Consider the following 25,254-nt stretch of genomic DNA (forward strand, 5'->3'; position numbering starts at 1 on the left):
CTCGTATTCTAAGATCAAATTCCGGAAAGCTGCTTCTCAAAGATACGGATCAAACGGGCGTTCAGCCGTTCAATATTGAACTGACCGACCACCGTCAGCCGCGCATGTTCCGCTGCTTCGATCTGCTTTTCCGGCGACGACAGGATCTCTCTGACCGTCTTTGCAAGGCCCGCTGCATCTTTTTCTTCAACGAGAAAACCATTGATCCGGTCGTGAATCAGCTCCGGTATTCCGCTATGGCGGGTTGACACGACAATCTTCCCCATCGCCATCGCTTCCATCAGCTGGACCGGGATTCCTTCCATGTCACCGTCACCAGCCGTCACACTCGGCACAAGAACGATCTGTGCCCCTTTCATAACACGGATCAGTTCATCCTGCGTTTTCCACCCCAAAAGATGAACATGATCTGATAATTGCTGTTCAGCAATGATCCGGCGCAGCCTATCTTCAAGAGGTCCGCCGCCGATAATCGAGTAACGGACCGGAAATCCCTGCCTGATCAGACTGCCAACCGCCTGAATCCCGTACTCAAGCCCTTTTTTTTCAACAAAACGCGCTGCTGATATAATGCTGAGTTGTTCGGCGGGCCGAATGGGGGAATATTCGAATTTTTTAACATCAATCCCCATGTGATGAACCAGGATCCTTTCCGGTCTTGCTCCAAGTTCGATGCACCTTTCAGCCCAGAAACGGCTGATCGGCAGCAAGGTGCAATCCGAACGGAACAGCTCCCCGTAAGCGTTCTTTCCTTTCTGCTTCACGAACCGCAGCATATCGTAACCGTGAAAGGCGGCAAACAGTTTTCCCTTGAGCAGTCCGAGCGCGATGCATTTCTGTGCCAGAATCCCGTTCGGTCCGAAATGCGCCAATATGATTTCCCTGTCCGACAAATTAATCCGATTCAGTGTTCGAATCAGGAGAATCAGGTTGGGATAACGAATCAGATCACGGAAAGAAGCTCTGCCACCAATATAATTTTTTCGGAAGAAGCGGGCGGCCGTATGAACACACAGGCCGATCAGGAAATCGATCCCTTTGTTCAGTCTGCGGTCGCTCCCGCCCATGCCATAGTATACCACCCGATCCATCAGGCGATAACGAGTGACATCGTCATGCAACCTGCCGCCGGTCTCCCCCTTTTTTGCAAGAATCTTCACATCATGTCCCGCGTCAATCAAACCTGTAATCTGATTAAGGATAAAAGTTTGGGAAAGTTTGGGAAATTCCCCGACAAAAAATAAAATATTCATGGCACACTTCCTCAGTTCATCCAGCCTTGGTCTCTTGAAAAAACGTTCGTTCTTTTCCGGGGTGCACTGTGATTTATAGTTGCCAATAACAGCAGTTATGATAATTGCGCCTCTCTACAAAGAGGTTTCACTGTTCTTTGTCTTTTTCGTCCCTCGTCACACGACGAATGTAATATATCAGATCTCTCGTGTCTCCGGAAAAATTTTTTTCACGAAAAAAGGCGCGCATATCATTTTCCGGAAGTTCATCGTAGTCGACCAGCTCAAGATTATGCCTGAGCGAGTAGGATCGGATCGCGTTCAGAATAGTCGTGGCTTCAATAATATTTTTGGGAAGCGTGATATCGACAGGCAGTGTTCGCTTTCCGTCGTATTCTACAAACAAGGCGTATCGATGCATGCGGAACTCCTCCTTTTAACCGGATTATCGGCCTATTATGACAGTTTTGCCCGATGAAAGGCGGATTATGTCATCCGGACACTTCCGCCGATCAGACCGTATTATATTTTTTTCTCTGCCGCTTCTCCGGCTTCCGGCTGTTTCAGGAACCGGACAATAAACTCACTTCCGGAAGGATCCATATCCTGGACCCATATTTTGCCGTTCTCAATTTCGACAAGCTGTCTGACAATGGCCAGTCCCAGTCCTGATCCGCCGTTTTCACTTGATCTTGCCTTGTCCAGCCGATAAAAACGGTTAAAGATTTTTTCCTTTTCGTCATCGGGAATCCGGCTTCCTGAATTCTGCACACGAATGTAGGCATAATTCCGGTCGCTGTTGATGATTATTTTGATCCACCCGCCGGCGGGCGTATACTTGCGCGCATTACCGAGAAGGGAAACGATTACTTGATGCACGTAATCTTCGTTGGCCAGCGCATAAACGTTATCAGCAATATCGACGGATAATGTCTGATCGACTTCAGGCGCATAATCGGCGATCACATTGCCCGCGATCATCGACAGGTTGACTGGAAACAGCGTCTTTGCTTTCCGGTCCAGCCGTGCAATCATTAAAAGCTGATCGATTAATCTCTGCATGCGCCTGGATTCATGATCGACGAAATGAATCGACTGGCGGATAACTTCCGGATGGTTTGTTCCATGGCGCTGAATCAATCCGACGTGGCCGCGGATAGCGGCAAGAGGTGTCCGCAATTCATGCGAGGCGTCGGAGACAAAACGCTTCTCCCGCTCGATCTGCTGCTCCAGCTGGTCCATCAGCTGATTAAACGAAACCGCCAGATCCCGGACTTCTTTCGGATGGGCGGGCGGCGGAACACGCTGCTCCAGATTTTTTGTCCGGGTAACGCGGTTGATGAACATCGTCACATCCATCAGCGGCCTGCTCAGTCTCCGCGAGATATGGTAAATAGCGATCGAACCGAACAGAATACCAATGGCCGTACAGATGATCAGAACCTTTACCATCGTTTTTATAAAATGGCGAATGCTGATCATCTGAACAAACATGTCAAAGGTGTAGCCACCGTGCAAAGCCGAATGATGGTAAATGGGAATCAGCCTGTTATTAATAAAAATCGATGAAATCAGTGAAAGCCTGATCAGGTACTTATTATTATCGACAATCCCTTCACTGCCTTTAGAGTAAATGATCTTTCCGTCCGGAGTCTTAATGCGCACATAAAATTCGGGGTGCTGAGTGTAGAGCAAACCAATCGCTTCATTCCAGTCCGGATTTTTCTTTTGCGATGTTGCGATCAGCTGATGCTCAACATAGCCGACTTCCTGCCGTGTCCCCTGATACAGCTGATAGCTGACTACCATCAGGACGGACGTACCGATAAACAGCACCGTCATTAAGAGAATCAGAATGAACCAGAAATTCATCTGGAACAGCATCGTATTATTCTTCTTTTTAAGTGCCCTTATCCAGGCCTTCATCCTTCCACCCTCAGCGTATAACCGATGCCGCGGATTGTCTGAATCAGCTTAACCTGCTGGTCCTGATCGATCTTATGGCGCAAATAACGAATATAGACATCGACGATATTGGTCTGTCCCATGTAGTCAAACCCCCAGACCTGAGAGAGAAGTTCATCGCGCGTCATCGCTTTACCCTCGTTTTTCATTAGAACCGCAAGCAGGTCAAACTCACGCTGGGTCAGATTGAACGTCTGGCCGCCGCGTTTCACCGTCCTCTTTTCAATATCCAGAGTCAGATCCTGTATCCTGTAGACATGATGCTCCGAAGCGCTCGTATAGCTGTTTCGGCGGCGAATGGCAACGCGCACCCTCGCCAGAAGTTCCTCGATCTCAAATGGTTTGGTAATATAGTCGTCCGCACCGCCGTCAAGGCCGGCGACCTTGTCTCCGACATAGTCCCGCGCTGTCATTATGATAATCGGAACGAGACTTTTTTTCCGGATACGGCGGCACACTTCGAGTCCGTTCAGTTTCGGCAGCATCCAGTCAAGCAGCACGAGGTCCCATTTTTCTTCATCCTTGAAAAACATGTCCAATGCCTGTTCCCCGTCGAAAGCTTCTTCAACTTGATAGTTCTCAAAGCCCAGTTCGGTCGAAACGAACGAGACAACACTTTTTTCATCATCAACAAGCAGAATGTGTATTTTTTCCATCATTTAACGTTTCTCTTTTCACCGTTTGTGTAAGCTTGGCCGGCCACCCGTTTTAAATATTATATAGATAAATCCTTGCGGAGTAATCAGGCACACATGAGAATTTGGTGAGAAAATTTCATCAATAGCCCTTCCTGAATAATTTTAAATCCGTTTAACGGGAGAAAATTTGTATTTGAAAGGGTAGGGCTCATCACTGGATCGGACCGTTTCAATTGATTTTTCCTCTTTTGAGGTATCAAATGGCGCGGGTGGAAATATCCTGTATGAAAGAACTTAGACAAAAAGAACGTCGCTTTTTAAACTGAGGAAACAAGCCTTTTGGACAAGGGCCGGTTTCCATCAGGGCATGGACCGCACAAGAGCTTTTTCCGGCCCCCACCGCGGGAACAATCAGAACGAAATAATGTGTACGGATTATTTCAATTTTGTAATAAACGGATTCAATAGACATTGGAATAAACCGAACGTTATCGGATAATAGAAAGAGTACTGATGATACACGTGCTAAAGCCCGTCTCAAAAAGACTATGGTTTGACGAACGTCACAACTCTACTTGGGAGTGATACATCTCCCCTCGTTATTTTAAATTAGTTTCATTAAAATTTCATTAAAAATTCATCCTGAATTTGTTATTATACGACATAATAAGTATAGTAATGAGGGTGGTCCCCATTAGTATCATCATGTCCGTAGTGATTCTCCGAAACTGACGCTACGGAGATCAGGGGTAGAAGTCTTGGCGCCTTTCATCAGGGACCGGTTCATTCCGAACGGGAAGGAACAGAATGCGGGAAAATATCCCGTTTTTCTCCCCTACCCTTTTCCAAAATTTAAACTTTGAAAGGACATCGGAATTATGAAAAAAAAGACTCATTTTTGGATGAGCCTTGTTTTCAGCTTGTCACTGCTTTTCTGCACGATCGCAGCCGGTGTGATCTTCCTGCTGCAAAACGGGCACAAACATGCCGTTGTTTCTTCCCGCGGGATCGTTGGCGCGGCGACAGCGAAAGCACGCACAATTCAGCAGGATACTGATCTTGATACAAAAAATGCGGCTTTAGTCAAACAAATCAACCTGAAAAAATCAGAAATCGATCAATATTTAAGCCACTCCGGTTTTTCCGGAACCGCGGTGGTGGTCAGCCATGGATACGTTGTGCTGAACAAGGGCTACGGGTACAGCAATCTCCTGGTCCACAGACCGAACCAGCCCGAAACGGAATACTATATCGGCTCAATCACTAAGTCGGTTACGGCGGTCGCTTTCATGCAGATGAAAGAACGCGGACTGATTTCTTTTGACACACCCGTTTCACAATTTTATCCGGATTTCCCTCACGGCAGATCCATTTCTATGCTGGATCTCCTGTGCCATGTGTCGGGACTGCGCACGGCGCCCGAAACCTTAAAATCCTTAACCCGAGATGAACTGGTCCAGAAAATAGCCAACTATAACATCCGCCTCTCTTCCCTGCCGGGAACCAGCTGGGCCTACATGGATGCTAATTACGCTATGGTCGCCGCTATTCTTGACAAGATCAGCCAGAGCACGTACGGTGAGACCTTGCATCAGTACATTCAGCAAAATATTTTCGACAGAGCGGGTCTGCAGCAGTCAGGGTTCGGAGACAGCATGGCTCAGTCTTCGCACCCATCCACCGGCTACGGAAATCTTAACGAACCGAGAATGGTGCCTTCCTTCTCCCAGTTGTTAGGGTGCGGCGATGTGTATATGTCTGCCTGGGATTTGTATCAGTTCGATCGTGCACTCGCTGACGGAACGCTCGTATCGGCCGCAAGTTATAATACCATTTTCACCAACCATTTCGGCGGGGTCCATTACAGCCTCGGCTGGTACATCAACCGGGGCGGGTGGGGGAAAGATACCTACTCCAGCCACGGTGTTCTCGGAGGATGGAACAGCGGCAATGCTTTTTCCATGGATCGTCAGAATTACGTCGTGCTGCTCGCGAACTCATCGCGGTCGTCGGGCATAATCGCTCCCGCCAACGAGACCATTTTCAATATACTCGCCGGAGGGTAATCCCGGAGCAATCAAATCACGGCGCGTGTGAAAAGGGGGGAATGATGTTGGATCGTCTGAAACAGTGGTATCATCATCCGGTCGTTCAGTGGGCTGCTCTGACCTGTTACTACACGGCTATTCTGCTTGGATTGATTTTGATATACGGTTTTACAGCAGCACATACCGGAACTTTTATTTATAACGAATTCTGAGGAGTGACTCCGTTATGAGCATTTTGACATTGATTGAAAGGTGGGCCGACGCTTCGCCGGATCGGATCTGTTACGTATGGAGGGACAACCGCCTGACGTATGGACAACTGAAAAAGAGATCCGACGCGGTCTCTCATTGGATCGACAGAGCCAGCGAACGCAATGCGGCACCCGTTTTGGTTCACGGACACATGCACCCGAACATGCTGATTCTCTTTCTGGCATGTCTTAAATCTGGTCATGCCTATATTCCGATTGACCTCTCCATACCTTCCGAGCGGATTTCGATGATTGCCGAAGATTCCGGTGCCCGGCTCATTTTCAGTGAACAGACCGCCCTGCTGCCGGCCCTTTCTCAGAAAATCATCGGTCCGGATCAACTGAGCAGCATTCTTGAGGTTGATCATGCGCTTGAAGCAGCAGGAGCCTGTGAGGCAAAGGCAGACGACATCTTTTATATGATCTACACGTCAGGAAGTACAGGCCGGCCCAAGGGCGTCCAGATCCCGCATGAGTCGCTTTCAAGCTTTGTCTCATGGGTAAACAGCGATTTCGGTCTGGGCGACCGTCAGATTTTCCTGAATCAGGCTCCCTATTCATTCGACCTTTCCATCATGTCTCTCTATCCGTGCATGACAACGGGCGGAACCTTATGGACGGTGGACAAAGACATGATCGCGAGGCCTGCCGATTTACTGGATTCACTGGCAGCGTCTGGTGTCAATGTCTGGACATCAACGCCGTCCTTTGCGGAAATGTGCCTGATGATGCCTTCTTTTTCAGAAAAAACACTGCCTGCCCTGCATACTTTTCTTTTCTGCGGCGAGACGCTTCCTGTGTATGTGGCCAAAAGCCTGCATGAGCGCTTTCCAAGGGCAAGAATCATCAATACTTACGGACCGACGGAAGCAACGGTTGCCGTAAGCAGTGTGCAAATCGGCGAGGACTTGATCGCGGACGGACAGCCCTTCCCGGTCGGCCGATGCAAACCGGACTGCCGGATTTTGATACTTGACCCGGACGGAGAGCCGGTTCCCGAAGGCGAGAAAGGTGAAATTGTGATCTGCGGGCCAAGCGTTGGAAAGGGCTATCTAAACGAACCGGAAAAAACGAAGGCGGCTTTCAGCGAGATCAACGGTCAGCGCGCCTACCATACCAAGGATCTCGGCTTGATAAAAGAAGGATTGCTCTACTATCACGGCCGTATGGACAGCCAGATTAAGCTTCACGGATTCAGAATGGAGCTGGGAGAAATTGAGCACGTGCTTTCCTCATGCCGTTATGTAAAACAGGCAGTAGTTATTCCCGTACAGAAAGGGGAAGGTTACGACCACCTGATCGGTATTGTCGTTCCCGAAGACCATCCCTTTGAAAAAAGCTACCAGCTTTCCTCCGCCATCCGGAAAGAGCTGAGCCTGTATCTTCCCGGTTATATGCTGCCAAGAAAATTTATCTATCAATCTTCTTTTCCGATGACGGCAAATGGAAAAATTGATCGAAAAGTTCTGCTGAAAGAGGCCGCCCAATGATTTCTTTTATTCCTTACGCTTCATTTCGCTTTTTTATCGTTACGGGCATTCTTCTTCTTCCGGTCATCATTGCGGGACTCAGCGGAAAACGGATAACCCTATATAACGATCTTGTCGCGATCGTCATGGTCTTTCTGATTTTTTACGGCCAACCGGCGCAGTTTGTCTCAATTATCGCTTTTATTATCTGGCAGGCCGTGGTCGTGAAAAGTTATTTCGAACTAAAAAAAAGAAACAATCGTTCCGTCTATTTTTATACCGCAGTTATTCTGGCGATCATTCCGCTGTTTTTTGTTAAACTTTCGGCGGATGTTCCTGTGCTCGGTTTTCTCGGCTTTCTTGGTATCTCTTACGTTTCGTTCCGGTCGGTCGAAGTTATTATGGATTTGCGCGATGGCCTGATCAACGAGATCCCTCTGAACCATTTTCTCAGGTTTACGCTTTTCTTCCCGACGATTTCGTCGGGTCCGATCGACCGTTATCGCCGGTTTGAATCGGATCTGAAACAAGTCCCGTCGGGGAAAGAATACAAAGAACTCCTTTACCTGGGTATCAATAAAATTTTCCAGGGGTTTCTCTATAAATACATTATCGCCTATCTTGTGCATCAATACTGGATGAGTTCGCCGGCACTGGCATCGAATAGTTTTTTCAGTATCTGGATGTATATGTACGCATACAGCATGTACCTGTTCTTTGATTTTGCCGGATACAGTCAGTTTGCCATCGGATTCAGCTATATAATGGGCATCCGGACTCCGGAGAATTTCAACAAACCGTTTCTCAGCCGCAATATCAAAGATTTCTGGAATCGGTGGCACATGTCACTGTCCTTCTGGTTCCGAGATTTCATCTACATGCGTTTCGTGTACCTGATGATCAAGAAAAAGTGGATAAAAGACCGTTATCTGATTTCCGACATCGGTCTCGCGCTCAACTTCCTGGTCATGGGATTCTGGCACGGTTTCCTGCTGCAATATATCATCTATGGCATCTATCATGCCGTCGCCTTTATCTCATTTAACCGATTTGAGCATTTCAATAAGAAGCACCACATCTGGCCGAAAAACAATAAATGGATCCACGCATTGTCTGTGCTGATCACGTTTCACGTCATCTGTTTCAGCTTCCTGATTTTTTCCGGAAGGCTCAATTTCCTTTGGTAATCAAAACATAACGGGAGAGTGTTTGATATGGTTGAAATAACAGAAGCTTTTAAGAATGAAGTTCTGGATGTTCTGGCGGAAATCTGTGAATCCGATGAAGTGAAAGACGAACCGGATATCCGGCTTTTTGAAGAAGGACTAATGGATTCATTTGCTACGATCTCTCTGCTTGTTGAGGTGGAAAACCGGCTGAATATCAAGGTTCCGGTTTCAGATTTTGATCGCAGTCAATGGGCGACACCGAATATGATCATCGAGAGGCTGGCTGAGAGAAAATGAAGGCGCCGCGATTCGGCCCGATGATACTGGCCGTTATTCTTGTCTGCGCGCTGGTGTTCACCCCACCGAGTGTGAAAAGCCTGACCATCAGCCCGAATGACGTGTATAATGCGTCCTCGACCCTTGATCCGACTATTTTTCAAGGCATTCTCATGCAGCAGAAAATGCTGAAGGACAAACAATACTTGCCGATATACGGTTCATCTGAGCTGCACAGACTTGATATCTATCATCCGACAAATTATTTCAAGATGAATCCAGACGGCTTTACGCCTTTTCTAATCGGCAGGGCAGGTATGTACTCGCTCGTCCATTTTTTGAATTTGGCTGCCAGCGCCGACTCGCTTAAGAACCGGAAGATCGTTATCATTCTGTCTCCGGAATGGTTTTCAAAGAAAGGGCTTAGTGACAGTTACTTCGCCGGCAACTTTTCAGAGGAACAGATGTATCAGTTTATTTTCAGCAACAACATCGATCCGAAACTGAAACAGAAAGCGGCTAGACGGTTCCTGCAGTTTGGATTTATCCGGCAGAACGGCGCCATTGCAAAATTGCTTGAGGGTATCGCCTACCCGAACAAAACATCCGGATTGTCAACGTTTGTCGATTCGCTTCAGGGACATATGAATAGCCAGATGCTGACGCTGTACGACGCGATCAGGATGCATATGGTAAAACCTAATTACTACCCAAGCCAGTATCAGAGTCCTGATCCAAAATTAAAAGGGAAAAACTGGAGCCAGCTGAAGCTCATGGCCAAAAAGGACGTTGAATCCTACACCAATTCCAACCGGTTTCACATAGACAACGCCCTCTATTTGAAAAGCATTAAGAACAAGCTGACGCATTTTAAAAACTACAGTGCCGGCCAGAGTTTCAATAAATCACCGGAATATGGAGATCTGCAGCTCGTTCTCGATCTGCTGAAAGAAAAACACGCCAAGGCGCTGTTCGTTTCCGTTCCCTTTAACGGACTTTGGTATAACTACGCTGGCGTATCAAAGCAGAAACGTGAAGTCTGCTACCGGAACATTGCCCGTGAGATCCGTGGCAACGGATTCCAGCTCGCCGATTTCACGCGTTTTGACACCAAACCTTATTTTCTTGAGGATACGATGCATATTGGTCCGGAAGGCTGGGTCTATATCGATCAGGCTATTAAAGCCTTTTATGATCAAAAAACATGACTTGAGACACCATAACTGGCCGGCTTGAACTGAAATTAAATGTTTATAGCCAAGGTTTTCCTACAGGCCATTGCAAAATACGGTCCCATTTTTTATGAGTGGGATCCTTTTTCTGTACAGACACCATAGCAGCGTCGTATTAAAAAAAATGAAACAGGTAAAATAGATTCGGATGAAAAGAATGCTCTACCGTTAGGAGAATTCGGAATGGTTTATAAAGTCAGTGTGATTGTTCCCGGATATAATGTATCCTCATACATCAGACAATGTTTGGACTCGCTGGTTCGCCAGAGTCTGCAAAATATACAGGTCATCATGATCAACGACGGTTCCACCGACACGGAAACCGGCCGGATTATGGATGAGTATGCCGCGGCTCACAAACATTTTGAAGTCATTCATCAAAAGAACATGGGGCTGGGTGCGGCGAGAAACAGAGGCGTAAGAGCCGCAAGCGGAGAATACATTGCGTTTGTCGACAGCGACGATTATGTTGACGGTCAGGCCTATGAAAAAATGTATGCAATGGCGGAACAGACGCATTCCGATATTGTCTGCGGCGGTGTCAATCGATTTAAGTCAAACGCTAATCGGAAATCGTTTCTTCACCAAATAGCGATTACCGACACACGCAAAAAGACTCACATTACGGAGTGTCCGGAATTGCTTTATGACACGACCGTTTGGAACAAGCTTTATAAGAAATCCTTTTGGGACGGCTGCGGGCTCTCCTTCCCTGAACATATGCTTTACGAAGATATTCCCGTGACCATCCCGGCACACTTTCTGGCCAAATCCGTCGATATAATCGAAGATACCGTTTATTACTGGCGGATCAGAGAGGGAAAAGACCGGTCCATTACGCAAAAAAGGGATGACATTCATAATTTTGAGGATCGGCTCAAAGCTTTGCACAAGCTCGATACATTTTTAGAAGAGCGCAGAATTCCTCAGAAAATAATTGAAACCAATCATTTGAAATATCTGACGGTTGATTTTTACAATTACTTGAATGATTTAAAATTCGTCGACTCTCTGTACATCAGCAAATTTCAAAAGCTTGTATCCCGTGAACTTTCAAAAATCGATCCGGAACTGTTCGGGCGGATTCCCGCAAAAATAGCACTCGCTTACCGGCTGCTGCTGCAAAACAAAATGGAGGACGTTTTGAAAGTCATTCAAGTGGACAGAAAACACGACCTTAATTTCAAACCTTATCGGAGACAGGGACACTGGTATAAGAAATTCACTGTTACCGACTTTACGCAGAAGCATCCGGTTTGTATCGATCGATCATTAAACGCGGTCTCACGCATTCATCGGATCCTTTGGAACAGGAACGGAGAACTCGAGATATCCGGACACGCCTATATTGAAGGCATTGATTCGAAAAAAAAGTCAAGTGTCCGGATGGCCGCCCGTCTCGTCAATATCGGCAATGGCCGGGAGATTGCCCTTCCCGTGCAGTTGTTCAGGAACCGGTCCATTACGAGAAAATGGGGCACGGCTAAGGTTATAAGACTTAATCCGCTTTCAAGAGTCTATAATTATGACTGGTCTTATTTTTCAATCAAGGCAAAGGGCAGCCAGGCACTGAAAATGCTTAATGAAGGCCGCTGGACTGTTTTTCTGGACGTGATGGTCCGGGGCCTGAAGAAAACGGTGCGCCTTGGCGCCCCTCTCAGAGGAAGCAATCTGGCCAATTATCGCCTGATCAACGATACCGCTTTTAACGTAAAATACAATGGCAGCTGGCAGCTCGCTATTGATGTTTACCGGCCAGACGTTGTGATCGACCATGCGGCTGCCCGCGAGGACCGGATAATAATCGGCGCACGGATAAACAGGGCCATTTCAGACTTGTGCCTCTCCTCCTATAATCGGAGAACCGGAAAACAATCAACATTTACACTGAAAAGCACGGATTCAGGAGAGAACCGGCTTCTTCTGACGGTTCCCGGAGATATTCCCGGCAGTACGGATTTTAAAGAGACAGGCTGGAGCATCGGTTACCGCCTTCCCGGTGAATGTATGCCGCGTCCCGCAGACGGGCAACTGGCCAATAAAGTCACCATCGTCCAGATCCGGCAACGTGATATCTGGGTTGAAAATGTGAACGGCCGAGTTTCGATTTTTGCTTCGGCATACCGCCATCCGGTTCTCAGCGATCTGAAATTTACGGACGGCTCGATGATGCTCCGATTGACTTTGCCGCGCCAATGCGTTCCGGAATGGGACACTATTAAAAAGCGGCAGATTTTGTTCGAATCGGCAAATAACGACGCTCCTCCTGTTTCCTTTGACCTGGATTCCATCCGCTCTCCTTACTCGGTGGAAGATGACTCGATTAAGCTGGATTGTTTTGATGAAAACGGGGATTTCAGATGGTATACATCCGGAAAATGGAACGTTTTTATTGTCGAAACCGGTAAAGGCCCTTCTGGCAAACCACGCGTGCGGAAGGTCCCGGTGATCCTGTCCGGACCATTATCCAAAGCGTCCGGTGTATGTTACGCTTATCAGAAGATCCGCTTCCGCTCCTTGAGCGACAGGCACCGTTCCCTCAGCTTTCGGACCGAGATTCACCGCGGCTTTGCGGACCGCACGCCAAGACGCAGAAAAATCATCCAGTGGTATTTGTACCCTTTGATGCGGCTGCTGCCGATCAAGAAAAATACCGTCATTTTCGAAAGCTTCTGGGGGAAGGCCTTCAACGATAATCCAAGGGCCATCTACGAATACATGGAACGAACATACGGCGAAAAATATCATTACATCTGGTTTATGGACAACGAGTATGTGCCGGCGGGCGGCCGTGCGAAAACTGTGCGAAAATACAGCCTGCCCTATTTTTACTATCTCGCGAGAGGAAAATATTTTGTCGCCAATGCGACCTTCCCTGACTTTTACATCAAACGTCACGGTCAGATCGAGATGCAGACGCTGCACGGAACATTCATGAAAACGATGGGCCTTGACGAAACCGTCACGTTCAATACGAAAGACAAACAGGACCGCCTGCTGAGACGGACCGGCCGCTGGGATTATCTGATCTCACCCAGTCCATATATGACATCAGTTTCAAAAAAGGCCTATTTGTTCAATCGCCGGATCATCGAGTGCGGATTTCCGAGAAACGATTCACTCTACCAGAGAAACAACAGTGACGCCATTAAAAAGAAGCTGCATTTGCCATTGGATAAAAAGATCGTGATGTATGCCCCTACTTTCCGGAACACCAAAACATTCGATCTGCATCTTGATCTTGCAAAGCTTCAGAAACGGCTCGCCCCGGACTATATTTTTTTACTGCGCCTGCACTACTTTGTGGCCGGCCGTATCGATACCGAGCCATATCACGGGTTTGTTTTTGATGTGTCCTCCTATCCGGAAATACAGGATCTTTACATGATTTCGGATCTGATGATTACCGATTACTCTTCCGTCATGTTTGACTACGCGCATCTAAAACGGCCGATGCTGTTCTTTGCCTATGATCTGGATGAGTACCGAAATAAAATGCGCGGAATCTATCTGGATTACGAAGAAACGGTCCCCGGCCCGATTGTGTCCACAACGGAAGACGTGATCAATGAGATTCTTGAGCTGCCCGGTTCGACACAATACCGGCAAAAATACGACGCGTTTCATGCCAAATTCTGCACTTTTGGACGGGGGGATTCTGCGGGACGGGCAGTCGAGTGCTTGCTTAATCCCGATGTTGAATTACAGCCTGGCGAACACTACTATAGAAATCTTTGGAAACGCAAGATGCATCAATTATACCCGGTTGTATTCCGGCGCGCCGGCAAACTGCCGCGAAAAAAGACGGTGTTTTTCGAAAGCTTTTTCGGGCAGCAATTTTCGGACAACCCAAGAGCGATTTATGAATACATGAAAGAAAACCTTCCGGACTATCGTCTCGTCTGGAACGTGAAAAAAGGCTATGAAGAGGTATTCAGAAAAGAAAAAGTGCCGTACGTCATCAAATATTCTTACAAGGGGCTCTGGCAGTGGGCCCGGGCAAAATACTGGGTAACGAACAGCCGGTGGCCGCTCTGGCTGCCGAAGCCAAAGAATACGGTTTATGTGCAGACCTGGCACGGCACGCCTCTTAAAACCCTCGGAGCGGACATGGAACTCATGACGATGCCGGGAATGACCCTTGAGAGATATCGCAAAGAGTTTACCGAGGAGACAAGAAAATGGGACTACTGCGTCGCACCAAACGACTATTCATCAAAAATATTCCAAAGAGCCTTTGAGCTGCAGGGAAAGATGATCCATTCGGGTTATCCGAGAAACGACCTGCTCTATCAGAAAAACAGCGCCTCGGAGATTATGAAAATCAAGAAAAAACTAGGCATCCCCCCGGATAAAAAAGTGATTTTGTACGCGCCGACCTGGCGCGACAACGAGTACGCCAAAATCGATCACTACACATTTGATGTGAAAATGGACCTCGCTTTGATGAAGGAGAAATTCGGCGAAAGCGCCGTCCTGCTCATGCGCATGCACTACCTGATTGCTGAAAAAATGGACCTGGGCGGGCATGAAGGCTTCGCTAAAGATGTTTCCGGCTATGAAGATATCCGCGAACTATTGCTGATAGCCGACTGCCTGATCACCGACTATTCATCGGTTTTCTTTGATTACGCAAACTTAAAACGCCCGATTGTCTTTTTCGCATATGACCTGGATGACTACGCTAATGAGATCCGCGGTTTCTATTTCAACTTCGAGAAAGAAGCGCCCGGACCGATCGTCAAGGACATGGAGCATCTGCTGCCTGCAGTATATGACGCCCTGAACAATCCGTCTCCCGATCCTTATCCTGACTTCTATAACAAATTCTGCGGATGGGAAGACGGGCATTCGTCTGAAAGAGTGGTCAGGACATTTTTGAAGAAAAACCTAGAATAGACGTTTCAGCGGATCATCTGCGAAAAAACTTTTCTTTTCAAAATTAGTTATCCTGTCCCATTTTTTTCTTGAGCAGCAACTGATTTTTTCTGTGAAAGTCTTTCATGATTGACGGGAATTTATAGCCGTCAATCAGATGATCAATGGCGCTCTGATCGTTTTCTTTAATCAGTTTTCGCATGGAATACAGGTAAGTCAATGAGTCGGATTGTCTTTTTTTCATTTCTTTTTTGTCTGTCGCACAATTCCCGTGGCCCGGTATCAAAAGTAATAAAAAATACAGAAGATATTTCAAGAGACGGCGGATGGAAAAACTGCACAAAATGATTAGTCCGTAAAAATTAACAGTCAACTCAATCAAGTGTTAAAAAAAATCCCAACAGAGTTTTTCTCTCAAGGGATTCTTTTTATAAATTTTTTCTACTGCGAACCAAACATCTTCTAGTAAATAGAAAACAAAATTCAACCGTTTACTGATCAGGCATTCAGGATTCATCGACCGGCAATTCATATTTCACTTCCCGATTCCCAGGTAACGACAATTGCTGAACCATAACTTGCCGGTCACTTACCCTGACGATGCTGTACGTACTGTCGTCCATGAATTTATGAAGCCGCGGATTGGAACAATCGATTCCGTAAGAAGCTGAGCTTATGACCGAATTCAAAATACCTGAAGTTTCATAAGTCGCATTAAAATGAATATGTCCGCTCAGAATCGCGAGCACATCTTTTCCTGTCATTGCATCAAGCAGTTCATTCGTATTTTGAAGAATGCTGTAAGCCATAAAATCTAAAGGCGCAGAAAATAATGGGTGATGAATAACGATCAGCGTGCCTTGCGGCTGCGGTATCTCCAGTTCATTTTTCAGCCAGTCCAGCTGTGCTGAAGAGACGACACCCTCTTCGTGTTCGCCATTTTTACTATCGAGAACGATCAGTCTCAAACCACTGACGTTTGCCGTATAGTAATATTCGCCATTTTTGTCCTCTTCGTTTTTGTACCCTTTCCAGAACGCCTCTCTGTTATCATGATTGCCGAGGCAAACAAAAAAGGGAACGCCGAGTTCCTGTTCTTTCTTGTTAATGATTCTCCTTAAGTTTCGATAGTCCTCCTCGTCCCCTTCATGAATCAGATCGCCGCTGATGATAAAAAAATCCGGGTGCAGGTCCTGTTTCTTGATATCTTCGAAAAGGGCCATAAATTTAGCTGATCTGTCGATGCCCATTCCGTAAATATTTTTATTTGAAGACGGATTCATATGAATGTCAGATAGATGGATGAATGTGGTTGTCTTTTCCATGGTTTTCTTCCCTATTTTATAATTTTGGCAAAAAAATTTTTTAATCATGTTTTTAACGAGACAGCAGACTCTCTGAAACGTTGTTATTCATCGGGATAGCCAATTGTCCGGGTTGTCGTTCTATCGAATAAATACATTTTTTTCTGGTCGATGGAAAAGAAAATTTCCTCTCCCTCTTTCCAATCACGGTGATCACTGATCGCTGTGATTTCTGCGCCTTCAAAAGTAAAAATGACGCCCAATTGGTTCCCGTATTCCTCAATACGGCTGACGGTGCCATTCAAACTGTTCTCTTTCTCCGTTCTTGATATTTGTACATGCTCGGGACGTATTCCTAAAATCAAATCAGGCTGCTTTGCTTGATGAATCAGCCTGACCCATCCCTCTGCCGCCGGGATCGATGCCTCCTTAAAAATCAAGAATCCGTCTTTAAACTGCACGCCCAGAATGTTCGTTGAAGGCGTTCCGATAAACTTGGCTACAAATACGTTTGAAGGGCGATTGTACGTATTGTACGGAGTATCCAGCATTTGCAGTGTGCCTTTATCCATCAAAGCGATCCGGTCCCCCAGAGTCATGGCTTCTATCTGATCATGAGTCACATAAATGAAAGTCTGATGATAAAGCTGGTGAATTTTCAATAATTCTTTTCGGGCGCCGATTCTCATTTGCGCGTCCAGATTGGAGAGCGGTTCATCCAATAAGAAAATGTCACTTTGCTTCGCGATGGAACGCGCGAGAGCGACACGCTGCCTCTGGCCGCCGGATAAATCCCTTGGATAGCGCTGCTCCAGTCCATCCAGGTGTAAAATGGAAATGACCTTCTTCAGTCTGCGCTGGATTTCCTCATGGTTGATTTTATTGACTCTCAGTCCGTAGGAAATATTCTTTGCGACAGTCATATGAGGATAAAGCGCGTAGTCCTGAAAAACCATGGAAACATTACGTTTCCCCGCGGCAATGTCATTCATTCTCTTGTTGTCTACATACAAGTTGCCGGAACTAATCGTTTCCAGACCGGCGATCATGCGCAGCGTGGTCGATTTGCCGCAACCCGACGGCCCGAGCAGTACTAGTCGTTCGCCTTTCCTTACCGACAGATTCAAATCTTTAATGACCGGGCTGTTCCCGTAGTTTTTACATATATTGTTCAGCCTGATGTACGGTTGTTCCATCGAATCTGATCCCCTTGTCATTTAATGCCGGATTGGCTGAATGTATTGAGAATGTACTTTTGAAAGAACAGATACAAAATAAGCGGAATAATCATCGTAACCATCGATATCGCCATTGCCAGAGGAAAACTGGTTCCCCCTTCTGAGCTGATAAACATTTGGAGCACGAGCGGAAGCGTGAAATTGATTCTGTCCTTCAGGATCAGCGTCGGCCAAACATACTCATTCCACGAATTGATAAAGAACATAATCCCGCTTGAAACAATAGCAGGTTTAGTCAGGGGAAAGACAATATCCCTGAGTATGCCCAGCGTACCGACGTTATCCAACTTTGAAACTTCAATGAGCGATTTCGGAATGGTCTTCATCGTTTGCGTGATTATGAATATGCCTGTGGCATCACAGAGTTGGGGCAAGATCACACCATAAATATTATTCAATAAACCAATCTTTGAGATGATCAGATAGTTCGGAATCATCATAACGGTAAAGGGAACAAATATCGTTGCCACAAACAGGAAGTAGAGCAGTTTTTCCCCCCTGAACTTAAAAAAGGTAAAAGCGTATGCCGCAAAATAACTGGTTGCCAGTTTAAAAAGCGTGACGATCGTAGCAGTAATAAAGGTGTTCAAGATAATTTGGAACAAAGGAAGAGTGGTAAAAATCGTCACGTAATTACTGAAAGTCGGATTCCCCGGAATCAGACTCAGCATATTGTTATAAGATTCACTCAGACTCTTGAACGAGTTTGAAATGGCGAATAACAATGGAAACAGCATCATTATCGAGAAGAGAAGCAGAAGGATGTGCCAAAAAAGACGGCCATTAATGAATTTATTTACTGGCATAGTACACCCTCTTCTCCACAAATTTAAATTCCAGAAATAACAAGAGAACGAACAATAATAGCGTCATCGTTGACAGAGCGGCCGACTGGCCCGTTTTGTAAAGCACAAACGCGTCCTGATAAGAGTGGTAAATCAAATTTGAACTGGCGTAATTCGGACCGCCCTGAGTGATGACACTGACCGGTGTAAACACATATTGCAGCCCCTGGACAATCGTCATAATAAAAACATAGATACCTGTCGCGCTGCTCATCGGCAAGACAATCTGAAAAAAGATTTTGTGAAGCGGGATATTATCCAGCCTGGCAGCTTCAATCACACCGCGCGGAACATTAGAAACACCGGCTAATAGTACAATGAAATTGTATCCGAATACTTTCCATGAAGTGATCAGACTCAGGACGACAATTACTAATCCATTTGTGTTGCTCCAAAACGGCAGAGAGATACCCAGCATTTTGAAGAGAACAGCAACCGGTCCCGATACAGGATTTAAGATCCAGACATACAGCATCGAGCCGACAACAAGCGAAATGATGCTGGGCAGGAAGATAACTTTTTTATAGAAATTTTTTCCTTTCGTGATGACATACTCAAGAATAAAAGAGAGCACGTAAGGAAGAAAACAGTTCAGCATCAGCAAGATCACAATGTAGGCAAAGGTGTTGATCAGGATTTTATAAGTGTTCGGATCCTGAAAGAGCGCCACGTAGTTTCCAAACCCGACAAACTCTTTATCCGGAGAAATTAAATTCCAATTTAAGAAACTGAGATAGATGGTGTAAATTCCGGGCCATATAAGGAATAGAGAAAAAATCACCAGTGAAGGCACGATAAACAGATAGGCGATGATCTGATTTTTATGAATCAATAATGCTTTTCCCAAAAAGTCACCTTCTTACCAGAATAATCATAGATGAAGTGCACAGCTTTTTATTAAACAAAACCTGTGCACGACCATAGATCACTGATTTAGTTTTTCATCTATTTCTGTAACTGGTTGATTTGCTGCTGAGCATCTTTCAGTGCACTGGCAACAGACGCCTGACCGCCCAGAATTTTATCCCGTGTGTCGATCATCGTCTGTTCCGCCTGCAAACCTGAATTTCCAGGGAACGAAGTCCACGGAACCGCCTTTCCCATTTGAACGAGTGCGGAATTGATCATCGGATTTTTGGCCACAAAATCTTTTAACCCGTCTTTTGCAGTCGCAACATCTTTGCGAGGCGGAACATAGCCTGTAGCTTCCGTCCATGTTGCCATAGATTTGACACCGTAAAGAAACTTTTCAAATTCCCATGCGGCTTTCTGCTGCGCTTCGGTCTGGGCCGTGATCGCAAGGAACGATCCTCCTGCCGGAACTTTCGGCTGCTTTCCTACAAACGGTGGAGACGGAATCGATGAAACATTGAATTTCGCGCCTTTTTCAATATTGCTCATCTGAGCTACCGTTGTATACAGCATGCCGACGTTACCATTAATAAAGGCGGTGACTCCCTGGTCCCACGGAACATGCAAGGCCGATTTATCTTTCAGGACCATATCGGCGTATAACTGATAGGCCTGTACGCCTTCTGGAGAATCGAAAGCGGCCTTCCCATGATCAATGATTTTCGCGCCATTGCTCAGCATCAATGCCTGCTGAGCCCAAGTGTCCCCGGGTTCCTGCATATAAAAACCGTATTTTTGTGTTTTGTCTTTTATTGTTTTGGCGAACTGCTGAACGTCCTGCCAGGTTTTCGGTCCGTCCTGGCTTAACCCGGCTTGCTTCAAAATATCTTTATTTAAATATAAAATGGGTGTGCTCAGTGAATAGGGAATGCCGGCCTGTTTCCCTTTACTTGTTTTCGCAAGATCCAGCACATTGGGCAAAAAGTTGTCTTTCAAGAAACTTTTGCTCGTAGGGTCATACTTTTGGATCGCTTCATTCGGATCGAGATAACTGAAATTATTTGAGAAGTAATCCAGATAGGCCCAACCTATCTGAACGAGCGCCGGCGTTTTTCCCGCCGCTTTTTCAGCCTGCAGATTCTGCATCAATCCTTTATACATATCAGGATTAAACTTAGCAACAACTTTTACATCCTTGCTTTGAGCATTGAATTCTTTCACCAGCTCGTCCACGGCCTGTCCGCCCTGTGTCTGAGCATTGACGTGCCAATATTCGATGACGGTTTTCTGACCGCTTGAAGCGGTGTTCGCACCTGATCCATTACTTGAAGCACAGCCTGAAAGAGCGAAAATCAGAGCGCCGATAATCAGCAAACAGAGCAAACCAGACATTTTTGATTTTGCTTTCATCATTAACTCTCCTTATTTTTTTATGAATGCCATTCAAGCAAAAATGGTGACCTTTGCCTTTGCTGCCAAATTGAATGATTGTAAAGAGATTGATCAGAATGCACGGCCAAAAATGATTTGCGGAACACTACTCCGCTCAATTTCCTCCCTTTATATGTATTCAATCAGGTGATCGGGCCGAATAACGGTCAGGCTGTCCCGGGTGTAGCAGATAATGCCGCGTGCGCGCCATTCATTAAATATCTCGGAAATGGACTGCCTGCTGCACCCGACAATATTCGATAGCTCTTCATGGGTCAGCAGGTGCCGCGCTGACCATCGGCCTTCCGGATCCTCCCTGCACAGCTGATTAATCAGCCAGGCAAGCCTTGCAGAAACGGATTTAGAAACGAGCTGTTCCACCATGTGTTCCTGCTGCATCAGCCGGCTTGTCAAGGTCCGCAGGACTTCCCCGCCTATTACCGGATCGGACTGAATGCTTTCCTGAATAATCAACGAAGAAAGAGTCCAGATCCTGCTGTTGCGTAAACATTGAGCAAAGCAAGGATGATTTTCTCCGAGAACAATTTCAGCCATGCCGAAATATTCACCGGTTTTCCTGATGAAGAATGTCACATCCTGACCTGTGCTGGTCAGCTGACAAATTTTCAGCAAACCATCCTCAATGAGATAAGCAACTGTGGCAGAATCTCCCTTGCTGAAAACCATCGCGTTCTTTTTAAACTCATGCAGCGTCCCAAAGTCCTTAAATAATCCAAGTAATGCGCTCTTCTCGTTAACCATGGTGGAAATGCCTCCCGGTTTTATGGATTCTGAGTTAAGAAAAACAGCACCAGATTCGAAAGATCTTCTTTTCAGAGAGAGGCAAACTTGGATTTTGGAGATCCCGATCCCAATGAAAAGTATAGCGCCCGGTTTTTCTCAACTCTGTCGTTTACACGACAATTTACAGAATATTTATGTTTCTATTACATTAAGACAACCATTTTTACACCAACCAACAAACTATTGACTTGATCCGTGTTCAAGAGATGGCCGCGACTTTCCCTTTCCTGATATAGTCGAGCTGGGTTCATCCCACTAACTATTTTAAAGTTGCTGGTTATACGGTAAATTAACGGGATATCAATTTTTTGTAAATGGAAAAAACTGTCCGCTAATCCCTAAGATTTTACCCCTGGCCGTAAAGTGACCGAAGAAATAAAGTCCTGTTACAAGTCTTTGAATGATTCCGCTCACCGGCTAATATCCGATCTTTCTATCTATAAAGTGAATGCCGCAGCCGTTCCTCTCTCCGACACTTATTTTGACTCTCCTGCTCCAATCCTTCTCTACAAGAGCCCTCTTCATTTTCATGACCTCACATCAAAATTCAAAGGAGTGTTTATCTATGAAAGCAATTGATTGTGCCACAAAACTTAATGAAAGCATGGTTGAGAATTTGAAACGGGCCGGAGTCAAAGCTGCGGGCCGCTATCTTGGCGACGCCGGTTCATGGAAAGCCATGAGTCCTGCCGAAGCGAATATCATTCTCAAGGCCGGGCTTTCCATTTTCAGCATATGGGAAACCAACCCGACAAACCCGGCTTATTTTTCTGCACAGCAGGGGCAGAATGACGCCGCGGCGGCAAGCCGTTATGCGCGGTCAGTCGGCCAGCCGCAGGGGACTCCGATTTATTTCACCGTCGATTACGATGCCGGTACAGGTGATCTGGGACCCATTACTGCTTACTTTCGTGCCATCAAAGCCGCACAGACCGGATATGCTGTCGGTGCCTATGGATCTTTCCGGATTATCGAGGAACTCGGACGGTCAGGCATGGCGGACTGTTTCTATCAGACTTATGCGTGGTCAGCCGGTAAACTATCAGCGTACGCCCACCTATACCAATTTCAGAATGACCGGACCATCGCCGGTATTCGCGTTGATCTCGACAGCATAATCAAGACCGGAGGAACTTGGGGAAAAACCGGAACGCAGCCAGCAGTTGGCGGCAATGCTGCTCCGAACCGGCCAATTCCCCAAAAACCCGCTGACTATACCATCAAATCAGGGGATACATTGAGTGAAATCGGCGTCCGTTTCGGTCTGGATTATCACCAGATCAAAAAGTGGAACGGACTGACTTCTGATACGATCTACCCGGGACAGAAACTAAAGCTGTACCAGCCTTCCGGTTTAGCAAACGCAAACCCCATCCCCTATCCGGGCCGGCTGATCCGGCGAGGCAGTACGGGCAAAAATGTCGCCCTCATACAAAAAGCCGTCGGAGCGCTGGCAGACGGAATCTTCGGACCAAAAACGGAAGCAGCGGTTAAAACCTATCAGTTCAGCCATGGCCTGGTATCCGACGGCATCGTCGGACCAAAGACATGGAGCGCCCTGTTTTAATTCAGAAAAGATGGATCAATCGATTATGGTTTGAATGCTCGAATTTTTTCGCAATAGCATTTTATTAGTAAAAGAAGGAGTTTAGAAAGGCAGACGATCAAATCCTGCCCTGCCGGCTGACAATGGCTCATGGATTGATCAGGAATCTTGAAACTCCCGGAACGGCGCACATCTGCCGGTTCCGGGAGTTTCATGTGCCTCCGGAAAGCTGTCCGGAAAGCTGTCAGGAAATCGGAGCGTAATGCCCGTGATTAAGGAATGTTGCTCCGGCAACGAGCATAAGTTCTAAAATGCCAAAAACAAGGCATGGCGATGACAATACCGAGGAGGATGATGAATTGGAGAGCTCTTCAGTTGAAAGAAAAGCGCACTATTTTTTAATGAAAAGTGAAAATATCCGACACGTGTCTTATGATGACGTTGTGGATAGCAGCTGGTTTAAAAGTGACCTCGTGCCGCCAAGAATTGTGATCCTGCTCCCGGCCCACAATGAAGAAAACTCAATAGCCCATTGTCTTGAAGGAATTGCCGATCAGGAACTGCCTGAAGGCATTCAGTCCATTGATATCCTGCTCGGCCTCGATAATTGCACGGATCAGACTGAGGAACGGGCCGTTAAGGCGGCGGCGGAACTGAACCTGAACTTAATTGTTTACAAAACTGTCGCTAACAAAAAGAAAAAAGTCGGATGTCTCACTCAGCTTTATTCCCTGCTGCACGGCAATTCACTGAGAATCGACGGTAAGGAAGTGAGCAGGCGCCACTGGCGATATGTAAGCTCGATTGAGGCAATTATGTCTGTTGATGCCGATACACGTATGGACAAAAGGTGCATGATCGAATTGTGGGAGGGATTGAAATCGGAAAGCAATATCGGGGGCGTCATGGCGAAATACACGATGCTGTATCCAAAAAGTAAGCGAAAGATCTCGGTTAACGACCCCCATTATCAGGAAAAAATAGACAGTGGAGAGTACGGGGGTTTCATGGCCCGGTGGTGGATTGCCCGCCAGAAAATCGACATGGCTTCATGGACACTGCAGCTTTTCACGAAAGGGAAAGGCCGGACCTATGTGCTTGGCGGCCAGACATCTATGTTCAATCCGGATGCACTGGAAGCCGTGCGCAAAGAACAAGGCACCGTTTCCTTTCTGCGCGACGATACCCAGGTCGAAGATATGGCCCTGACGTGGATGATCGAGCGGTGCGGCTATAAAGCACTGGTCTCTCCGACCGCGCGCTGCTATGTAGACGGTATGAGAAATTATAAGTCTTATGTTGCACAAAGAGACAAATGGAAAGGAGGGCTTATCGAACTGCTCATGAACCAGGATCGCCTGAAAACACGGCATACCGCGCGTCTATGGCGCGAACAGATTAAAATGGGACTGGATCTTCTGACTCGGGTGCTTTTTGTCGTGATGGTTATCATGGCTGTCTATACACATCAATATCAATGGGCATGGATCTGGGCCATTCCTCCCCTTGTCGCTTCTGTTCTGAATACGGTACTGGCCCTGAAAACTTACCGGATCAGATTCATCGATGTCATCGGCTCGGCACTGCTGATCAGTCCGGAAATTTATTTATGGGTAAATCTTTTCATCTGGATCAGAGCCTGGATGAGACATTTCAGCGTCAAAGAGTTCGACGGCTGGGGCAATCAGTATCGCGCTGAAAAAGGGCTGACTCATTCCAAGCTTTCCTATGCGATCATGTTCATGATTTGCTTTATAGCTGGCGTGGTCTTCCTTGGCTATAAAATGCATACGTATTTCACGAGCCATTCGTTCGTCACCATGATCCATCCTTATTTTGTAGCCGGATTTGCCTTGCTCTCCGTATTGACCGTGTTTCAAACACTGGCTATGCTGCTCCAGCTTTGGCAGCTGAGAACGCCTTATAAAGCCTGACGCCCATCTTTTTATCAGGGCCGAATGAAAATGCTATTATTCTATTCCATCGTTAATTGGAAAGCCGGGCGATTGACCGGCTTTTTTTCTGTATTCTGTCAATCTTTAAACCGGAAGGTATTGCCTGCGCGACTTTAGACGG

20 protein-coding genes and 1 pseudogene are annotated in these 25,254 nt (G+C 46.5%); 10 read left to right on the forward strand and 11 right to left on the reverse strand.

All coding sequences use genetic code 11. The annotated features are described in order from the left end of the window. Positions 1 to 14: 14 nt before the first annotated feature. The 4 genes from IEX81_RS11825 to IEX81_RS11840 all read right to left on the reverse strand — a co-directional run bounded on the left by IEX81_RS11825 (position 15) and on the right by IEX81_RS11840 (position 3,853). Positions 15 to 1,253, reverse strand: coding sequence for a glycosyltransferase (locus IEX81_RS11825; RefSeq protein WP_188803571.1), 1,239 nt, complete (start codon positions 1,251 to 1,253; stop codon positions 15 to 17). Positions 1,254 to 1,380: 127 nt separating this feature from the next. Next, on the reverse strand, positions 1,381 to 1,653 hold the full coding sequence (locus IEX81_RS11830; protein ID WP_188803573.1) for a hypothetical protein: 273 nt from the start codon (positions 1,651 to 1,653) through the stop codon (positions 1,381 to 1,383). 101 nt (positions 1,654 to 1,754) lie between these two features. Next, positions 1,755 to 3,158, reverse strand: a complete 1,404-nt coding sequence (locus IEX81_RS11835; RefSeq protein ID WP_188803575.1) for a sensor histidine kinase — start codon at positions 3,156 to 3,158, stop codon at positions 1,755 to 1,757. Then, the gene (locus IEX81_RS11840; RefSeq protein ID WP_188803645.1) at positions 3,155 to 3,853 is read right to left on the reverse strand and encodes a response regulator transcription factor; all 699 of its coding nucleotides are present in this window, start codon (positions 3,851 to 3,853) and stop codon (positions 3,155 to 3,157) included. Before IEX81_RS11840 ends, IEX81_RS11835 begins: the two co-directional genes overlap by 4 nt. Positions 3,854 to 4,713: 860 nt before the next feature. Here IEX81_RS11840 and IEX81_RS11845 point away from each other — a divergent pair. From IEX81_RS11845 to IEX81_RS16880, 8 genes and pseudogenes are all read left to right on the forward strand, one after another. After that, positions 4,714 to 5,901, forward strand: coding sequence for a serine hydrolase domain-containing protein (locus IEX81_RS11845; protein ID WP_188803577.1), 1,188 nt, complete (start codon positions 4,714 to 4,716; stop codon positions 5,899 to 5,901). Between the two features lie 47 nt (positions 5,902 to 5,948). Next, positions 5,949 to 6,095: a teichoic acid D-Ala incorporation-associated protein DltX gene (locus IEX81_RS11850; RefSeq protein ID WP_188803579.1), complete on the forward strand. Its 147-nt coding sequence runs from the start codon at positions 5,949 to 5,951 to the stop codon at positions 6,093 to 6,095. Between the two features lie 14 nt (positions 6,096 to 6,109). Further along, complete coding sequence (dltA, locus tag IEX81_RS11855) at positions 6,110 to 7,624, forward strand: D-alanine--poly(phosphoribitol) ligase subunit DltA (protein ID WP_188803582.1); 1,515 nt, start codon at positions 6,110 to 6,112, stop codon at positions 7,622 to 7,624. Beyond that, positions 7,621 to 8,790, forward strand: a complete 1,170-nt coding sequence (gene dltB, locus IEX81_RS11860; protein WP_188803584.1) for a D-alanyl-lipoteichoic acid biosynthesis protein DltB — start codon at positions 7,621 to 7,623, stop codon at positions 8,788 to 8,790. The genes dltA and dltB overlap by 4 nt, the downstream gene beginning before the upstream one ends. Positions 8,791 to 8,817: 27 nt before the next feature. Then, positions 8,818 to 9,069, forward strand: a complete 252-nt coding sequence (gene dltC, locus IEX81_RS11865; RefSeq protein ID WP_188803586.1) for a D-alanine--poly(phosphoribitol) ligase subunit DltC — start codon at positions 8,818 to 8,820, stop codon at positions 9,067 to 9,069. Further along, positions 9,066 to 10,256 carry a D-alanyl-lipoteichoic acid biosynthesis protein DltD gene (gene dltD / locus IEX81_RS11870; RefSeq protein ID WP_188803588.1) on the forward strand — a complete coding sequence of 397 codons (1,191 nt, stop codon included), beginning with the start codon at positions 9,066 to 9,068 and terminating at the stop codon, positions 10,254 to 10,256. Before dltC ends, dltD begins: the two co-directional genes overlap by 4 nt. 207 nt (positions 10,257 to 10,463) lie before the next feature. Next, a pseudogene (locus IEX81_RS11875) lies at positions 10,464 to 13,952 on the forward strand (CDP-glycerol glycerophosphotransferase family protein); the annotation flags it as partial. A gap of 75 nt (positions 13,953 to 14,027) precedes the next feature. After that, positions 14,028 to 15,179, forward strand: coding sequence for a CDP-glycerol glycerophosphotransferase family protein (locus IEX81_RS16880; protein ID WP_373292377.1), 1,152 nt, complete (start codon positions 14,028 to 14,030; stop codon positions 15,177 to 15,179). A 43-nt stretch (positions 15,180 to 15,222) separates the two neighbouring features. On the opposite strand, the gene IEX81_RS11880 is transcribed toward IEX81_RS16880, so the two are convergent. From IEX81_RS11880 to IEX81_RS11910, 7 genes are all read right to left on the reverse strand, one after another. Further along, on the reverse strand, positions 15,223 to 15,402 hold the full coding sequence (locus tag IEX81_RS11880; protein WP_188803593.1) for a hypothetical protein: 180 nt from the start codon (positions 15,400 to 15,402) through the stop codon (positions 15,223 to 15,225). A 262-nt stretch (positions 15,403 to 15,664) separates the two neighbouring features. Continuing rightward, positions 15,665 to 16,483 (reverse strand): metallophosphoesterase family protein, encoded by an 819-nt coding sequence (locus tag IEX81_RS11885; protein WP_188803594.1) that lies wholly within the window; start codon positions 16,481 to 16,483, stop codon positions 15,665 to 15,667. A gap of 83 nt (positions 16,484 to 16,566) precedes the next feature. After that, complete coding sequence (locus tag IEX81_RS11890; RefSeq protein WP_188803597.1) at positions 16,567 to 17,658, reverse strand: ABC transporter ATP-binding protein; 1,092 nt, start codon at positions 17,656 to 17,658, stop codon at positions 16,567 to 16,569. Between the two features lie 17 nt (positions 17,659 to 17,675). Further along, positions 17,676 to 18,506: a carbohydrate ABC transporter permease gene (locus IEX81_RS11895; protein WP_188803599.1), complete on the reverse strand. Its 831-nt coding sequence runs from the start codon at positions 18,504 to 18,506 to the stop codon at positions 17,676 to 17,678. Continuing rightward, a complete protein-coding gene (locus IEX81_RS11900; protein WP_229727592.1) occupies positions 18,493 to 19,392 on the reverse strand; it encodes a carbohydrate ABC transporter permease in 900 nt (299 codons plus the stop codon). Before IEX81_RS11900 ends, IEX81_RS11895 begins: the two co-directional genes overlap by 14 nt. A gap of 98 nt (positions 19,393 to 19,490) precedes the next feature. Then, positions 19,491 to 20,807, reverse strand: coding sequence for an ABC transporter substrate-binding protein (locus IEX81_RS11905; RefSeq protein WP_229727593.1), 1,317 nt, complete (start codon positions 20,805 to 20,807; stop codon positions 19,491 to 19,493). A gap of 150 nt (positions 20,808 to 20,957) precedes the next feature. Next, complete coding sequence (locus IEX81_RS11910) at positions 20,958 to 21,590, reverse strand: Crp/Fnr family transcriptional regulator (RefSeq protein ID WP_188803603.1); 633 nt, start codon at positions 21,588 to 21,590, stop codon at positions 20,958 to 20,960. Between the two features lie 607 nt (positions 21,591 to 22,197). On the opposite strand from IEX81_RS11910, the gene IEX81_RS11915 reads away from it, so the two are divergent. Next, complete coding sequence (locus IEX81_RS11915) at positions 22,198 to 23,199, forward strand: glycoside hydrolase domain-containing protein (protein ID WP_188803605.1); 1,002 nt, start codon at positions 22,198 to 22,200, stop codon at positions 23,197 to 23,199. Between the two features lie 338 nt (positions 23,200 to 23,537). Continuing rightward, positions 23,538 to 25,112, forward strand: coding sequence for a glycosyltransferase family 2 protein (locus IEX81_RS11920; RefSeq protein WP_188803607.1), 1,575 nt, complete (start codon positions 23,538 to 23,540; stop codon positions 25,110 to 25,112). Positions 25,113 to 25,254: the final 142 nt, after the last annotated feature.

This window comes from Sporolactobacillus putidus, assembly GCF_014647035.1.
Lineage (GTDB): Bacteria > Bacillota > Bacilli > Bacillales > Sporolactobacillaceae > Sporolactobacillus > Sporolactobacillus putidus.

Excerpts from the sequence above, each read along its gene's own strand:
- IEX81_RS11845 (WP_188803577.1), top strand. The coding sequence starts at position 4,714 with ATGAAAAAAAAGACTCATTTTTGGATGAGCCTTGTTTTCAGCTTGTCA.
- IEX81_RS11915 (WP_188803605.1), top strand. The coding sequence starts at position 22,198 with ATGAAAGCAATTGATTGTGCCACAAAACTTAATGAAAGCATGGTTGAG.
- dltD (WP_188803588.1), top strand. The coding sequence starts at position 9,066 with ATGAAGGCGCCGCGATTCGGCCCGATGATACTGGCCGTTATTCTTGTC.
- IEX81_RS11880 (WP_188803593.1), bottom strand. The coding sequence starts at position 15,402 with ATGAAAAAAAGACAATCCGACTCATTGACTTACCTGTATTCCATGCGA.
- dltB (WP_188803584.1), top strand. The coding sequence starts at position 7,621 with ATGATTTCTTTTATTCCTTACGCTTCATTTCGCTTTTTTATCGTTACG.
- IEX81_RS11830 (WP_188803573.1), bottom strand. The coding sequence starts at position 1,653 with ATGCATCGATACGCCTTGTTTGTAGAATACGACGGAAAGCGAACACTG.
- IEX81_RS11905 (WP_229727593.1), bottom strand. The coding sequence starts at position 20,807 with ATGAAAGCAAAATCAAAAATGTCTGGTTTGCTCTGTTTGCTGATTATC.
- IEX81_RS16880 (WP_373292377.1), top strand. The coding sequence starts at position 14,028 with ATGCATCAATTATACCCGGTTGTATTCCGGCGCGCCGGCAAACTGCCG.
- IEX81_RS11825 (WP_188803571.1), bottom strand. The coding sequence starts at position 1,253 with ATGAATATTTTATTTTTTGTCGGGGAATTTCCCAAACTTTCCCAAACT.
- IEX81_RS11835 (WP_188803575.1), bottom strand. The coding sequence starts at position 3,158 with ATGAAGGCCTGGATAAGGGCACTTAAAAAGAAGAATAATACGATGCTG.
- IEX81_RS11890 (WP_188803597.1), bottom strand. The coding sequence starts at position 17,658 with ATGGAACAACCGTACATCAGGCTGAACAATATATGTAAAAACTACGGG.
- dltC (WP_188803586.1), top strand. The coding sequence starts at position 8,818 with ATGGTTGAAATAACAGAAGCTTTTAAGAATGAAGTTCTGGATGTTCTG.
- IEX81_RS11885 (WP_188803594.1), bottom strand. The coding sequence starts at position 16,483 with ATGGAAAAGACAACCACATTCATCCATCTATCTGACATTCATATGAAT.
- dltA (WP_188803582.1), top strand. The coding sequence starts at position 6,110 with ATGAGCATTTTGACATTGATTGAAAGGTGGGCCGACGCTTCGCCGGAT.
- IEX81_RS11895 (WP_188803599.1), bottom strand. The coding sequence starts at position 18,506 with ATGCCAGTAAATAAATTCATTAATGGCCGTCTTTTTTGGCACATCCTT.
- IEX81_RS11840 (WP_188803645.1), bottom strand. The coding sequence starts at position 3,853 with ATGGAAAAAATACACATTCTGCTTGTTGATGATGAAAAAAGTGTTGTC.
- IEX81_RS11910 (WP_188803603.1), bottom strand. The coding sequence starts at position 21,590 with ATGGTTAACGAGAAGAGCGCATTACTTGGATTATTTAAGGACTTTGGG.